The sequence below is a fragment of the Akkermansiaceae bacterium genome, from assembly GCA_017798145.1.
GTDB lineage: Bacteria > Verrucomicrobiota > Verrucomicrobiia > Verrucomicrobiales > Akkermansiaceae > Luteolibacter.
The window spans coordinates 3,766,161-3,779,548 of sequence record CP059069.1; the positions used below are offsets into that span (position 1 = coordinate 3,766,161).

Below are 13,388 nucleotides of genomic sequence, written 5' to 3' on the forward strand. Positions count from 1 at the left end.
TCAGATCATCCCGAGCTTCATTTTCCCTTCCTCGGTGATCATGTCCTGATTCCACGCGGGATCCCAGACCAGCTCGACGTTCGCCTCGTCGATGCCATCTATGGTCATGATCTTCGCCTGGGCATCCGCCGCGATGACGGGACCCATGCCGCAGCCGGGGGCGGTGAGTGTCATCTTCACCTGCACGACTTTCCTATCCCCCACCTTGTCGATGACGCAATCATAGACTAGGCCGAGATTGACGATGTCCACGGGGATTTCCGGGTCATAGACGCCCTTGAGCTGCGCCCAGACCTGTTCCTCCAGCGGGGCATCCTTGAGCCGGACGGCCTCCGCATTCTTCTTGATCTCCTCCTGCGCATCCACGCCGAGCGCATCCGCATCCTGCGAGGAAATGCGCGCCAGGCCCTGCGAGGTGGCGACGGTGTATGTGCCGCCAAGCCTCTGGGTGATGAACACCGCCGTGCCTGCGGGAAGTGTCATCGAATCGCCGCTCGGGATCTGGACCGCGGAGACTTCGCGGGAAAGTTTGATTTCTTCGTGCATGCGGTCACTAGAAACCAGCACGCCCCCGGCGGCAAGCCGCATTCGGGCTTTGCCACATTGCCGGGGCGCGGTATCATGCCAGCATGGCTCTGGTGCTGTTTTTCGATGGCGATTGTGGCTTTTGCAGCAAATCGGTCAGGCGCGTCCACCACCTCGACACGAAAGGGGTTCTGGAGTTCGCCCCCTTGCAGGGCAAGTTGTCCAAGCAGTTGGGGCTCGAACGATTCGCGGACAAGGAAGGTGGAACCATGGTTATCATCCGCGAGTCCGATGGAAAACGCTTTTTCAAGGGCGACGCGTGGATCGTGCTGGGGCAAACGCTGGGCGGGATCTGGGCGCTGCTGGCGGGGGTTTACGGCATGTTCCCGAAAACGGCGCGTGACTGGGGGTATGATCTCGTCGCCCGCAAACGCTACTTCCTCGCCGGCAAGGGCGATGCCTGCGCCATCCCCGACGAGTCGCTGCGCAAACGCATGCGGGATTGAAACGCCTGAGTTTTCCATGCTTGTCCTTGCCCAAACCAAGCGGGGGACTTAGATGGGTGCCTCCCACCGAACCCACCAAACACCATGTCCGATTTCCTTACCGTATCCCGCGAAGCCCACGACTCGCTTGTCATCGCCGCCTATAAATCCCGTGGATTCACCGAAGAGGAGGCCGTGCTCGGCACGAAGCTCGCAGGCGAGGCCGCCCGCCACGGCATCCGCACCCACCACGCTCTCAAAGCCCTCCACCTTGATCATCTTTTCGGCTCGGCAATCGGCGGCTGCGTCCCAGGCGCCGAGATCGAAGTACTGCCCTCCCGCTTTCCCGCCTCCGAGATCTGGAACGCGAACAAGAAGCTCGGCCAGGCGGTCGCCTACCGCGCCATCGACCGCGCCATCGAACTTGCGGACCAATACGGCATCGCCCAGATCGCCGTGGACAATTCCTTCCACTACCTCTGGGGCGGCGGCTACGTGATGGAGGCCGCCGAGCGCGGCTACTTCGCCTACACGAATTGCACCTCCACCCTCGCCGAGGTGGTTCCTTTCGGCGGGAAATTCCCTACCCTCGGCACCAACCCCCACTCATGGGGCATCCCTTCGCAGGAGGCGAACGGCTTCCCCATCGTCATGGACTGGGCCACCTCCACCGTTGCCATGGGGCGCGTGCAGGCGCTCAAGCGCGAGGGAAAACAACTCCCTCCCGGCGCCGCCGTGGATAAGAACGGCCAGCCCACGCTGGATCCGAACCAGGTCTCCGCTCTGCTTCCATTCGGCGGCCACAAGGGCTACGGAATGTCCCTTCTCAACGAGATTTTCGGCGGCCTGATTGGCGGCTCCATCCCCACCATCCGCGGCCGCGAGATCGCGGACAAGGAGGAGAAAACCACCACCGTGTTCTATTTCCACGTCATCCATCCAGAAGCGCTCTCGGGCAGGAACTTTGCGAAAGGCCGCACCCAGATCGAGAATCTCAAAGCGGTGCTCGACGATATCCTCGGCCACGGCAACGACAACGCCATGCTCCCCGGCCAGATCGAGGCGAACGCCCGCAAGGCATCGGATGAGGCCGGCGGCCTCCATTTCACCCCTGCGGAAATCGCGGAATTCAACGAGCTCGCGCGGGAGATGGGTGTGGCGGAGTTGGTTGGGCGTTAATATGGAGAAGGGGTTTTCAACCCCTTTGCCCTAATATCCTAATGGAAGAAAGGGGTTGAAAACCCCTTCTCCATATCAGTCGTTCGAGCGGCCCTGGTAGGTGCCGTCCTCGGTTTTCACGAGGATGCGCTCGCCCTGGTTGATGAAGAGCGGGACGTTCACGTTCAGGCCGGTCTCCATGGTGGCTGGCTTGTAGACGTTGTTGGCGGAATCGCCTTTCACGCCTTCCGAGGACTCGGCAACGGTCATCACCATGGTCAGCGGAAGCTCGATGCTGACGACAAGGCCGTCAGCAATCATGAGGGTGTAGAGCTGGCCTTCGATGAGGTAATCCTTCACCCCTTCGATGAGATCCTCGTAAACGACCATGTCGTCGTAGGTCTCAGGGTGGAGAAAGTGGTAGCCCTCGGTGTCCTTGTAGGAATACTCGTGACCGATCTTCTCAAGGTGGACGCCTTCCAGCGAGTCGTTTGAGGTCAGGCGGAGGTTGGAGACCTTCTTGCTGGCCACGCTGCGGATCGACATCTGCACGTAGGAAGCCATGCGCGGAGGGGTCTTGAGCTCATGCTCGATGACGAGGCAGACCTCGTTGTTGTGGCGGACTGCATGTCCCTTGCGGAGGTTGATTACGTTGACGCTGGCCATAATTGTGTGCGGATGGCGTAAGGGGTCGGAAGGGGCTTGGCAAGGGATTTCAAGCAGAGTGGCGGGTGATCAGTGAGCGGTGATCAGTGGGAAGAAAGACCTGCCAATCAGATCGGAAGGTCGTGTTTTGGGAGTGAGACCCACTTTCGCCGCATCCAGAAAAGCGCTCCCACGATCAGCCAAGTTTGCAGAAATCCCAGTAGGAAAGCAATCCAGTGAATTTCCCAGCGGATGGGATCGAGCTTGATCTTGCCTGTCTCGATTTGTTCCAAAATCTCGTTTGAATTTATAATGCCTGTGCGCGTTATCCTGAAGTCTGCCGTACCCTCGATAAATGGCATGGAGCGTCCGAAGTAGGAAATGTCACCTCCCACATTGTAGATCACGTTTCCACATACTTCCGATTCCAGTCCGCGCCCGGTTGACCTCGACCCAAAACGTCCAAATCCGACGCCCCGAATAAAAATCAGTCCGATAAGAATACCTACCAAGTAAACAACCACCGAGATCAGCGAAATGCGCCTGATAGTCTTTTTCATCGTCGCTGATACGGGCTTCACAGCGTGTGTCCCATCCGCAGGCGTTTCGTGTCCAGGTATTTCTGGTTGTGGACGTTGGCGGGGAGGGAGAGGGGGAGTTGCTCGGTGATCTCCAGGCCGTAGCCTTCCAGCCCGACGACCTTTTTCGGGTTGTTGGTGAGGAGCTTGATGCGGCGGACGCCGAGGTCGTAGAGGATCTGGGCACCCATGCCGTAATCGCGGAGGTCGGAGGCGAAGCCGAGTTTCTCGTTTGCCTCGATGGTGTCCAGCCCCTGCTCCTGGAGCTTGTAGGCGTGGATTTTCGCGGGCAGGCCGATGCCGCGCCCCTCCTGGCGGAGGTATAGAAGGACGCCACCATCCTCGGAAATGCGCTTCATCGCCGCGGCGAGCTGCGGGCCGCAATCGCAGCGCTGGGAGTGGAAAACATCGCCTGTGAGGCATTCGGAATGAACCCGGACGAGAGCCGGCTTTTCCGGGTCGATTTCGCCCTTCGTCAGAGCGAGATGGTGGGAATCGTCCAGGGAAACGGTGAAGAGGTGGCAGTCGAAATCGCCGAACTCCGTGGGCATGAGGATGGTCTGGTCGCGCTTGACGAATTTCTCCGAGCGGCGGCGGTATTCGATGAGCTGCGCGATGGTGCAGGCTTTCAACCCGTGCTTTTCCTGATATTCCCCGAGATCGCCGACACGGGCCATGTTGCCATGCTCGTCCATGATCTCGCAGATCACGCCTGCGGGCGGTAGGCCGGCGAGTTTCACGAGGTCGATGGCTGCCTCGGTGTGGCCGGCACGGCGAAGGACGCCGCCCGCCATCGACTGGAGCGGGAAGATGTGCCCCGGTTTCACGAAGGCATCGGCATGGGCGGCGGAGTCGGCGAGCAGGCGTATGGTCAGCGCCCTGTCGGCGGCGGAAATCCCGGTGGTGATGCCTTGCGCGGCATCCACGGAAATGGTGAACGCGGTTTTCATGCCCTCCAGGTTGCGGCGGGTCATCTGCGGGAGATCGAGCTCCTCGGCGCGCTCGTGGGTGATGGGCGCGCAGATCAGGCCGCGTCCGTGGACGGCCATGAAATTGACCATTTCCTTGGTGCAGAGCGAGGCGGCGCCCACGAGATCCGCCTCGTTTTCGCGGGACGGATCGTCGGCGACGATCACAAGTTTCCCTGCGTGGATTTCCGCAATGATCTCGTCGATGGGATGGAAGGTGAGGGAAGGCATGGAAGAAGTGATAAGTGAGCGGTGATGAGTGATCAGTGGAAGAGGCGTGAAAGGGAAGCCCGTAGGGTTTGAAATTCAGTTGAGGAATGGGTTTTGCGGGGCTTGGGAGAGGAGGTGGTGGTAGGGGGAGATCCCTTTGAGCAGGTTTGTCCAGAGGGTGAGATCGTGCTCCATGGCGAGGATCTCTCCGGAGGGGCGGAGGGTGATCCAGGTGTTGCGCTGCAGTTCGTTCTCAAGCTGGCCGGGCGACCAGGCGGAGTGGCCGATCGTGGCGCGGATGATGTGATCGCCTTTTGCCACAAGTTTGGCCGCCGCTTCCAGGGAGATGTGGGTGCGGTGGCGGATGCCGGTTTCCCCGGCGAGCGAGAATGCGGAGAAGGAAAGCTCACCGGACGAGAGCGGGCCGCCGTGATGCACGGGCAGGTGGGCCAGGGATTTGAACTCCGGGCCTTTGAGCAGGTCTCCGACCGTGTTGCCGGTGGGATGGTTGATGATGATGCCGTGTGCGCCGGTCGTGGAGCTATGCTCGATGAGCAGGATCACCGAGCGATCGAAGGTGCCGTCCGCCAGCGCCGGAGAGGCGAGCAGCAGCCGCCCGCCCAGCGAGATGGGTTGTTCGGAGGTTGATGGCTCGTCGGGCACGCCGGGAGCTTCGCGCCGGATGGGGGAAACATCAAGGACGATGGATCAGCCTTGGAGGTATGCGATGGCCACGGCTTTGGACGGGTGGTTCGCTAGATCCGCACGGAGGTCGGCGAGCCGTTGGTGGAGTTCTCCGCCGAGCTTTTCCCTCAACATCGATTCGTAGGAATGTTCACGGCTTTCATCCCGGATCGCCTTTTGCCAAGGGCTCGTGAAAACCAGATGCAGTTCCTGATGGAGGTTTCCTGCGGTGAGTGCCTCCCATTCGCCGGGATCAAGCCAGATGCCGCCGGTGACGGATCGCTCGATACGGAAATCCAGGCCGTGGCCGACCTTGTATCGGCTCATGATGGTGCCGCTTTCCGGACAGAACTTGGCTGTGTCGTCAAACTCGCTGCGCGGCAGCTCATGTGTCTCATGGTGGCCGTGATCCGCCTCGGGCGGCAGGCTGCGCTGCCAGAGCCAATAGCATTCCGCCGGGATCCAGAGGCCTCCGGTTTCCGGGCAGCGGTAGGCATTCAGTCCTTCCGGAAGGGTGACCGACTCAAGGGGTGTGTGGTTTCCCAGCGGGCTGTTCATCTTGTGAATTGAGTTGCGATGTTTGGAGTGTTGCAATCCCGGATGCCGGAGAAACAACGATTCTGGAGGATGAAACCTACCCTCGGAAGTCACCCCGGCACCTTTCCTCTGGGGGGACCTGTTTTCCGGTATCTTCCACGGGATGGGTGTAGAGGTATCGCCAGACATCCTCGTAGAGATACTTCCCGTCCTTCCCTTTCGGGGAAGCGGCACCGGGGCTTGAGGCGCTGTGGGCGCGATCGGCATTGCCGCCGACATCGACCGAGGAAATCAGGCGGCGGGAGTTTCCGTAAGGCGGCTTGGCATCGTCAACGCTGACGATGGGGCCGAACTCATGAAGGCCGAGCATCAGCCAGGAGCGGCAGTAGTGGTGGGCGCCCCAGCCTGCGTCCCCGGTGTGGGTGAAACCGAAGAACCGCTCGGGCGGCGTGGCGGACTTCATGCCCTGCCATTTCTCCGTCTGGTCGCGCGGGCCGGAGAGCATCACCACCCGGGCGACGCGCACTTCCTTCGCCAAGCGCGCGGAGGTGGTGGAGCCGTGGGAGGCGCCTGTCAGGATGACCTTTTCCCAATCAAGCCCCTTGCCGTCGCGCGAGAGGAACTGCTTCCAGTTTCCGTCGGGGTGTTTCCTATCGAGAAATTTCACGAACTGGTAGGAGCGCTCCATCAGTCCATCGGGCTTGGGGATGTCGATGAGTTTCGAATGGTCCTCGCCGGTCGCGGCCTCGAGGCGGATGCCGGAGAAATGGTCGTCGTCACCCTCCTTGCGGAGCTTGTCCATTTTCCCGAACCATTCGCGCGGGTAGGTGACCTGAATCGCGTGGTGGCCATAGGAGCTGAGGCGGTCGAATAGTTCCTTTGGCGGTGCCATCAGCCAGATGACCAGATAGCCGCTGGCCTTCACGCGGGTATCGACCATGGCGAGCTGGATGTCGGCGGGCTTGCCCTTGCGGGTGAAAACGTAGTCGATCTCCGGGTGCTCCTTGGTCCGCGGATCGATCTCCGATGCGCGGGCGGTGATGGAGAACTTCATGCCCTCGGCCAGGAGCGGGGAGGCCAGGGCGATGAGGAGGATGAGGGTTTTCATGGGTGAATCCTTTTGAGTGCGGCGAGTATCGCCGCAATTGGAAGCTATCTCCGCCTCCGCGAGGAGCTGCCGCGCTTTTTCTGCGGGCCGGTTTTTGCGGCGGGTTTCGGGGTGGGCTTTTTGCCGTGGTGTTTGGCTCCACCGCGCGGGGCGGGGGACTTGCCGGACATTTTCACCCCTTCGGTGGTCGGTGCGCCGGCGACGGCGAAATCGACGAAGCGCTTGATCTTGTCGATGGCGATGATGCGGAGGGGCAGCTTCATGCCGAGGGCGAGGCGTTTCCCGTCGAAGGAAGTCCATGCCATGTTGTGTTGCTCGAAGCGCCAGTTCGAGGAGCGTGGGAGATCCTCGCGCTTGACAACGCCGCGCACACCCATGTCGGGGATCTCGACCATCAGTCCCATCGGCCTTACGTCGGTGATGACTCCGTCAAAGGTGGTTTCCTCACCTTCGTTTTTGGATTGGTCTGTGGAGGCGATGAGTTCCAGGTATTCGAGGAGCTTGATCTGCTTGGTCTCGGATTCCGCCTCGGAGGAGGTGCGTTCGGTATCGGAAATGTGGCGGGCGATATCGCGGAGATCCGCCTGCGAGGGAGTGCGGTCCGGGTGCTTCGGCGGGTTCTCGAGAAAGGGCTGGAGCGAGCGGTGGACGATGAGATCCGCGTAGCGGCGGATCGGCGAGGTGAAATGGGTGTAGTCGGTTTTCGCAAGGCCGTAGTGGCCGATGGGATCGGCGGCGTAGGCGGCGCGTTTCAGCGATTTGAGCAGGCCCAGCTTGATCTGGTGCTCCTCGGCGGTGCCTTTGGAGGAATCCAGCAAGGCCTGGATGTGGGAGCGGTTCGTGAGGTCGCCGGGGGTGTAGCCATACTGCTTCGCAGTCTCAGTGTAGTCCATGAGGCGGGACGGATCGGGATCCTCGTGGATGCGGAAAATGGAGGGCTTGGAGCGCTCGCGCAGGATTTTCGCGACCGATTGGTTGGCGATGAGCATGCATTCCTCGACGAGTTGGTGGGACTCCGTGTGGACGACGGTGTGCGCCTCGCAGGCGCGGCCGTTCTCATCGAGCTTGATCTTGATCTCGGTCATCTCGAGGTCGAGGGCACCATTCGCGAAGCGGTTTTTCCGGAGCAGGGAAGCCATTTTCCATGCCTCCTTGACCGATCCGACAAGGTGCTGATCGGAGCCTTCCGGCGCGCCTTTCCCATCGAGGATGGCCTGTGCCTGCTCGTAGGAAAGCTTGGCGCGGGAGTGGATGACCGCATCGACGAACTTCGTGTTGATCACGTGGCCGTCCTTGGAAATTTCCATGATCGCGCACTTCGTCAGGCGATCGACATCCGGCTTGAGCGAGCAGATCCCGTTGGAAAGCTCGACGGGCAGCATTGGCAGCACGCGATCCACGAGGTAGGTGGAGTTGCCGCGCTCGACGGCTTCCTTGTCCATCGGGGAACCGGGCTTGATGTAATGGGAAACGTCCGCGATGTGCACTTCCAGGAGCCAGCCGCCCGCCTTGGTCTTGGCGATGTAGATCGCGTCGTCGTGATCCTTCGCGTCGGCGGGGTCGATGGTGATGACGAGCTTGCTGCGGTGGTCGCGGCGGCGGGCGATCTCCGTCTCGTCGGGTTGTTCGGGGACGGCGCGCGCCTCGCGCAGGACTTCCTCGGGAAAGGAGGTGCGCAGTCCGTAGCGGGCGATGGTGGAGAGGATATCCACGCCCGCATCGCCCGGCCAACCGAGCACCTCGATCACGCGACCGATCGGCTCTGTCTTCGCATTCGCCCAGCTTTCCAGATCGACGACAACCGTCTGCCCCGGCTCGGCGGTGGTGTCGCCGGTGATGTTGATGCGTCCGTCGAGCGCTTTGTCATCGGTCTCCACCCAAGAGAATTTGTTCTTTTTCCGGAACACCCCGACGATGCGCCCGGAGCGGCGGGAAAGGATCTCGATGACCGCGCCGCGCATCTCCTGGTCATCCGGAGCCGGGCCGCGCTGGCGGGGTTTCGAGGATGGGCCTGAGGGGGAAATGCGGACGCTATCGCCATCGAGGGCGGTGCCTGTCTTGTCGCGGGGGATGAAGATGCGGGAGTGGACGGTGAAGTCGATGCCGGAGCCGGCGTTTTCCTCGTCGCCGATGATGGGGTAGAAAAAGGCGTGGCCGTTGGGCAGGAACTTGATCGAGCCGGTGAGGGAGCCTTTCGGGGCGGGCTTCGCGGAGGCGGGTTTTGCCGCTGCGGGGGCGGCTTTCTTTTCCTCCTTGGGCTGTGGGATGGAATAGAGTCGTTTTCCGCCGCAGACGATGAGCTTGCCCTCGGTGAGGTCGCTCAGCACGCCGCCGAGCTCGCCCTTGCGGTCGCCGGGGATTTCGAGCTGCTTGGCGATCTGGGTTTTGGAAAATGTTTGCCCCGGGTTCTGCCTGAGGAGTTCGAGTATGGATTCGCGCATGGGGAAGGATTCTGGATGGGGTAGGGGGCGGAGACTCCGTTCCCCTTTGCCGGATGCGGCAAGGCTAGTTGGATTTCCCGCCCATGCAAGGGTGGGTTGGGGGATCATCCGTTCGTGGCAGGTGGCTCACAGGCAATTCCGCTCGAACAACTCCGCGAGCGGCAGCTGGAGGCAGATGTAGAAATCCCCGAACTCCGCATAGCGCGCGGAGACCTCGTCGAAGCGCATTTCATAGACGATGGCCTTGATGTCCTCGGTGGTCTTGGAGAGGAGGGTGACGCCCCATTCGTGCTCGTCGAGCCCGGTCGAGCCGGTGATGAGCTGGAGGATGCGGCCGGAGTAGGTGCGGCCGACGCGGGCATGGCCGGACATGAGCTCGCGGCGGGCGTCGTAGCCGAGCGAATACCAGTTGTCGTTCCCGCTGCGGCGCTTCGACATCGGGTAGAAACAGACGACCGGCCAATCGGGCAGCTGAGGATAGACGCGGTAGGAGCGGTAGTGCGCCATGCGCTTGTCGAACTCCGCGAGCTTTTCGTCGGACTCCGGCGTGCCGGGGGTCAGTTTTTCCTCGGCGATGTATTGCTCGCGTGTGGTGGTGTATTCGGATGGCTCGGTCAGGGAAAAGTAGGAGTAGGAGGGCGTGAGGATTTCGGGGCCGAGGGAGAGGGTGAGCTGTTTCTCGAAGGAATTCGCCACGTGCAGGTCCGGGGTTAGGAGCATGAACCCGATGTCCGCTTTCGGGGAGACGACGGAAAATGTGAGCAGCTGGGTGTCCGGGGTGGCGCGGATTTCCTGAACGAGCTCGGTGAAACGGACTTTTGCGGAACGCTGCTCCTCATCGCTGAAAAGGGACCACTGGGAGTGGTCGATGTGGTAGAAGAGGTGGAGGACGTGCCAGCCTTCGGCGGGTATGAGAGGGGTCATGGTGATGGTGTTGGGGAAATAGGGTTGGGGGGATCAGCGGATATCGGTGGAGACCTGCATCTCGAGGATCTTGCGGAAGTCCTCGCGGTCTGCGCTGCGGCTCGGCCCTTCGAAGACCTGGACGGTCCATGGCTCCTGCTCACCGGTGCGGTAGGCGGCATGCATGCCGATGTCCTCGAATCCTGCCGTTGCAGGTATGACGAAATCCTGGTCGCCGGTGACGTCGCGGTTGATCGCGTCCCCGATCACGATGCCATCGGCATCGCGGAAGAAGATGCGTATCGTGCCGGATTTGGCGCTGGTTGAGATCTTGATGACGGGGATGAGTGCGGTGCCGCGCCGGACGGTGTCCGCGTTCCCGCCGGTGGTGATGGGTTTTCTCCAATAGGTGCTGCCGGAGCGGATCTCGACAAGCTTCCCGCTGACGGGGAAATCCGTTTTTTCGGTGATGGGGGAGCGTGTGGGAACGCTGCCGGAGAAATGTATGATGGCGAGCACGGCGGCGAGTGCGAGGGCAGAGGCCAGTGCGATGATGGAAATGCGCTCTGTCTTGGTGAGGGAGGAAAGCGGATTCAACGATGGGACGGCGGCACTTTCCGCATCTCCCTCCGGGCTTTCGGTTTCCCCGGAGTCCGTTTCCACGGGCACTGCCGTTTCTGGCTTGGGCTTGGGCTTGGGCTCGGGCACCGCTTTGGTGGCGGGGGCGGGGGCGGGGGGCTGTGCGTCTGTGAGCTCCGGGATTTCGATGTGGCGCTCGGTCGGGATCTTTGAGCTGATGTTCGATTCGGATTTTCGGCGTGCGGGCAGGCCTTCGGCGGATTCGGCGGCGGTCTTGCGCGGGACGAAGCCGGAATCATCGTCGTCAAGATCCCAGAGATCGGTTTCGGTCGCCTCGGTCGAGTTCTTCGAGGGCTTTTTGTCCCGGGAGGATTCTGGCTTGGTAGGTTCCTTGCTCATGGGCTGCTGGAGGGTTTTTTAGGGGCAGGCGATGGGTTTGGCGAGAGAAGAAAGCCCTGGATTGTCTGAGGATGCGTATTGCGGCTTGCCCATACGGCGGCTGGCGCACAGGCTGGCGGTGCTGTCGGCAGCCGGGAAAAATGAGCAGATTGTTCGGAACAGACGGGATACGGGGGCGCTACGGCGAGCATCCGGTGAATGGTGAGACTGCCTGCCGGCTTGGAGGGGCGGTGGTGGAGGTTTGCCGAGGGCTTGCCCCGAAGGTGCTCATCGGCAGGGATACCCGCGCATCTGGGGTGGAGCTGGAGCGGTGCCTTGTGGATGGCTTGGTTGGGGCCGGCGCCCAAGCGGTGAGGCTAGGTGTGGTGCCCAGCCCGGCGCTTGCCTACCTCGTGCAGGAAATGCAGGCGGATGCTGCGGTGATGCTGACCGCCTCCCACAACCCTTTTGAGGACAACGGCATGAAGGTCTTCGGTGCCGACGGATTCAAGCTGCCCGATGCCATGGAATCCGCCCTCGAGGCTCTTTTGCTTTCCGGCGGCCCCCGCAAGACATCCCCGTCCCCGGGCAAAGCAGTGCATTTCCCGGAAGCAATGACACGCTATGCGGAAAGCCTCATGGCTGCGGTGCGCGGCCTTGATCTCACCGGAATGAAGGTGGTGGTGGATGCCGGAAACGGAGCGGGTTTTGCCGTCGGGCCCAGGGTTTTCCGGGAACTCGGGGCGGAGGTGATTGAGATCGGTTGCGACCCGGACGGCAGGAATATCAATGAGGGCTGCGGCTCGCTTTATGGCGAGGCTGCGGCGAGGGCGGTGCGGGAGCACGGCGCGGATCTCGGCATCTCCCTCGATGGCGATGCCGACCGCCTGACCCTGAGCGCGGCGGACGGCCAGGTGGTGAGCGGCGACCGCGTGATGGCGATCTGCGCCCTCGGCCTGAAGGCGGAGGGAAAACTGCGCCGCGATGCGATGGTGGCAACCGTCATGAGCAACCTCGGTCTCGACGAGGCGATGCGGAAGCAGGGGATTTCCGTTCTGCGCGCGGCTGTCGGCGACAGGCACGTACTTGAGATGATGCGGGCGGAGGGGCTTTGCTTCGGCGGCGAAAATTCCGGACACCTGATTTTTTCGGATCACTCGACGACAGGCGATGGCATCATGAGCGCCCTGCAGATCTGCCGGATGATGAAGCGCAGCGGAAAAACCCTTGCGCAGCTCGCCGGTGTGATGGGCGAGTATCCAAGCAAGCTGCTCAACCTCCCGGTGCGCGAAAAGCCGGGCATGGATAGCCTGGAGAAGCTGCAGGCGATGATCGCGGAGGCGGATGTGAGTTTCGGGAAAGCCGGCCGCCAGCTCATCCGCTATTCCGGCACGGAGAATAAGATCCGCATCCTGGTGGAGCACAAGGACGCGGCGGAGGTCGATTCTTGGATCGGGAAATTCAAACAGGTGATCGCGGAGGAAATCGGATGAGAGGATCGGGGCAGGATGCGTGGCCGCTCACCCTGACGCGGGAAATGGGGGATTTCCCGGTGGCGAATGTCCCGCTGAGGCATCTGGCTCCGGAGCATTCGGAAAAAGCCTCGGCCTGCCGCTTCCCGTGGGACCTGCTTTCGCTCAACGAGCACATCGTCGGCGCCATGGCGGATGATGAGATCGCAGGCGATGTCCATCCATCCGCGGTGATCGAAGGGCACATCAGGCTCGGCACAGGATCGCGCATCCTGCCGGGCGTTTTCATAGAGGGAAATGCCGTGATCGGCGAGAACTGCCGCATCGGCCCGAACTGCTACATCCGGGGCAATACAAGCATCGGCGATGGCTGCCACATCGGCCAGTCGGTGGAGATCAAGAACTGCATCATACTCGCCGGAACGAACGTCGGCCATCTCTCCTATGTCGGTGACTCCATCCTCGGGGAAAATGTCAACTTCGGGGCGGGCACCATCGTCTCGAACTTCCGCCACGACGGCGGCAACCACCGCTCGATGGTGGGCGGGGCGCTGGTAGATACGGGGCGGCGGAAATTCGGCGCCATCGTCGGTGATGGCGTCCACACCGGCATCGGGACATTGATATATCCGGGCAGGAAAATCTGGCCCGGGATGAGCACCCGCCCCGGCGAGGTGGTGTCCAGGGACTTGCTGCCGGAGGAACATTCAAAATAAC

14 protein-coding genes are annotated in these 13,388 nt (G+C 61.7%); 4 read left to right on the forward strand and 10 right to left on the reverse strand.

Features of this window, described 5'->3' with window-relative positions; translation table 11 throughout:
• Positions 1 to 546 carry a putative Fe-S cluster assembly protein SufT gene (sufT, locus tag HZ994_16205; GenBank protein QTN33789.1) on the reverse strand — a complete coding sequence of 182 codons (546 nt, stop codon included), beginning with the start codon at positions 544 to 546 and terminating at the stop codon, positions 1 to 3.
• 83 nt (positions 547 to 629) lie between these two features.
• Between sufT and HZ994_16210 the strand changes: the two genes are divergently transcribed.
• A complete protein-coding gene (locus tag HZ994_16210) occupies positions 630 to 1,031 on the forward strand; it encodes a DUF393 domain-containing protein (GenBank protein QTN33790.1) in 402 nt (133 codons plus the stop codon).
• Between the two features lie 84 nt (positions 1,032 to 1,115).
• Positions 1,116 to 2,189, forward strand: a complete 1,074-nt coding sequence (locus HZ994_16215; GenBank protein ID QTN33791.1) for an Ldh family oxidoreductase — start codon at positions 1,116 to 1,118, stop codon at positions 2,187 to 2,189.
• 75 nt (positions 2,190 to 2,264) lie between these two features.
• On the opposite strand, the gene HZ994_16220 is transcribed toward HZ994_16215, so the two are convergent.
• From HZ994_16220 to HZ994_16260, 9 genes are all read right to left on the reverse strand, one after another.
• Positions 2,265 to 2,834, reverse strand: coding sequence for an elongation factor P (locus HZ994_16220; GenBank protein QTN33792.1), 570 nt, complete (start codon positions 2,832 to 2,834; stop codon positions 2,265 to 2,267).
• 107 nt (positions 2,835 to 2,941) lie between these two features.
• Entirely contained in the window at positions 2,942 to 3,373 is a 432-nt protein-coding gene (locus HZ994_16225) for a hypothetical protein (GenBank protein ID QTN33793.1), read from the reverse strand.
• Positions 3,374 to 3,390: 17 nt separating this feature from the next.
• The gene (locus HZ994_16230; GenBank protein ID QTN33794.1) at positions 3,391 to 4,590 is read right to left on the reverse strand and encodes a bifunctional 3,4-dihydroxy-2-butanone-4-phosphate synthase/GTP cyclohydrolase II; all 1,200 of its coding nucleotides are present in this window, start codon (positions 4,588 to 4,590) and stop codon (positions 3,391 to 3,393) included.
• A gap of 75 nt (positions 4,591 to 4,665) precedes the next feature.
• Complete coding sequence (locus tag HZ994_16235) at positions 4,666 to 5,232, reverse strand: YqgE/AlgH family protein (GenBank protein QTN33795.1); 567 nt, start codon at positions 5,230 to 5,232, stop codon at positions 4,666 to 4,668.
• Positions 5,233 to 5,277: 45 nt separating this feature from the next.
• Positions 5,278 to 5,811 carry a hypothetical protein gene (locus HZ994_16240; GenBank protein QTN33796.1) on the reverse strand — a complete coding sequence of 178 codons (534 nt, stop codon included), beginning with the start codon at positions 5,809 to 5,811 and terminating at the stop codon, positions 5,278 to 5,280.
• Positions 5,812 to 5,887: 76 nt separating this feature from the next.
• Positions 5,888 to 6,844 (reverse strand): hypothetical protein, encoded by a 957-nt coding sequence (locus tag HZ994_16245; GenBank protein QTN34426.1) that lies wholly within the window; start codon positions 6,842 to 6,844, stop codon positions 5,888 to 5,890.
• Positions 6,845 to 6,942: 98 nt separating this feature from the next.
• Positions 6,943 to 9,339 carry a VacB/RNase II family 3'-5' exoribonuclease gene (locus tag HZ994_16250; protein ID QTN33797.1) on the reverse strand — a complete coding sequence of 799 codons (2,397 nt, stop codon included), beginning with the start codon at positions 9,337 to 9,339 and terminating at the stop codon, positions 6,943 to 6,945.
• Between the two features lie 126 nt (positions 9,340 to 9,465).
• On the reverse strand, positions 9,466 to 10,263 hold the full coding sequence (locus tag HZ994_16255; GenBank protein ID QTN33798.1) for a chlorite dismutase family protein: 798 nt from the start codon (positions 10,261 to 10,263) through the stop codon (positions 9,466 to 9,468).
• A gap of 33 nt (positions 10,264 to 10,296) precedes the next feature.
• On the reverse strand, positions 10,297 to 11,220 hold the full coding sequence (locus HZ994_16260) for a hypothetical protein (protein ID QTN33799.1): 924 nt from the start codon (positions 11,218 to 11,220) through the stop codon (positions 10,297 to 10,299).
• A gap of 140 nt (positions 11,221 to 11,360) precedes the next feature.
• On the opposite strand from HZ994_16260, the gene glmM reads away from it, so the two are divergent.
• A complete protein-coding gene (glmM, locus tag HZ994_16265; protein QTN33800.1) occupies positions 11,361 to 12,692 on the forward strand; it encodes a phosphoglucosamine mutase in 1,332 nt (443 codons plus the stop codon).
• The gene (locus HZ994_16270) at positions 12,689 to 13,387 is read left to right on the forward strand and encodes a hypothetical protein (protein ID QTN33801.1); all 699 of its coding nucleotides are present in this window, start codon (positions 12,689 to 12,691) and stop codon (positions 13,385 to 13,387) included. The genes glmM and HZ994_16270 overlap by 4 nt, the downstream gene beginning before the upstream one ends.
• Position 13,388: the final 1 nt, after the last annotated feature.

Excerpts from the sequence above, each read along its gene's own strand:
- sufT (QTN33789.1), bottom strand. The coding sequence starts at position 546 with ATGCACGAAGAAATCAAACTTTCCCGCGAAGTCTCCGCGGTCCAGATC.
- HZ994_16210 (QTN33790.1), top strand. The coding sequence starts at position 630 with ATGGCTCTGGTGCTGTTTTTCGATGGCGATTGTGGCTTTTGCAGCAAA.
- HZ994_16215 (QTN33791.1), top strand. The coding sequence starts at position 1,116 with ATGTCCGATTTCCTTACCGTATCCCGCGAAGCCCACGACTCGCTTGTC.
- HZ994_16220 (QTN33792.1), bottom strand. The coding sequence starts at position 2,834 with ATGGCCAGCGTCAACGTAATCAACCTCCGCAAGGGACATGCAGTCCGC.
- HZ994_16225 (QTN33793.1), bottom strand. The coding sequence starts at position 3,373 with ATGAAAAAGACTATCAGGCGCATTTCGCTGATCTCGGTGGTTGTTTAC.
- HZ994_16230 (QTN33794.1), bottom strand. The coding sequence starts at position 4,590 with ATGCCTTCCCTCACCTTCCATCCCATCGACGAGATCATTGCGGAAATC.
- HZ994_16240 (QTN33796.1), bottom strand. The coding sequence starts at position 5,811 with ATGAACAGCCCGCTGGGAAACCACACACCCCTTGAGTCGGTCACCCTT.
- HZ994_16245 (QTN34426.1), bottom strand. The coding sequence starts at position 6,844 with ATGAAGTTCTCCATCACCGCCCGCGCATCGGAGATCGATCCGCGGACC.
- HZ994_16250 (QTN33797.1), bottom strand. The coding sequence starts at position 9,339 with ATGCGCGAATCCATACTCGAACTCCTCAGGCAGAACCCGGGGCAAACA.
- HZ994_16255 (QTN33798.1), bottom strand. The coding sequence starts at position 10,263 with ATGACCCCTCTCATACCCGCCGAAGGCTGGCACGTCCTCCACCTCTTC.
- HZ994_16260 (QTN33799.1), bottom strand. The coding sequence starts at position 11,220 with ATGAGCAAGGAACCTACCAAGCCAGAATCCTCCCGGGACAAAAAGCCC.
- glmM (QTN33800.1), top strand. The coding sequence starts at position 11,361 with ATGAGCAGATTGTTCGGAACAGACGGGATACGGGGGCGCTACGGCGAG.
- HZ994_16270 (QTN33801.1), top strand. The coding sequence starts at position 12,689 with ATGAGAGGATCGGGGCAGGATGCGTGGCCGCTCACCCTGACGCGGGAA.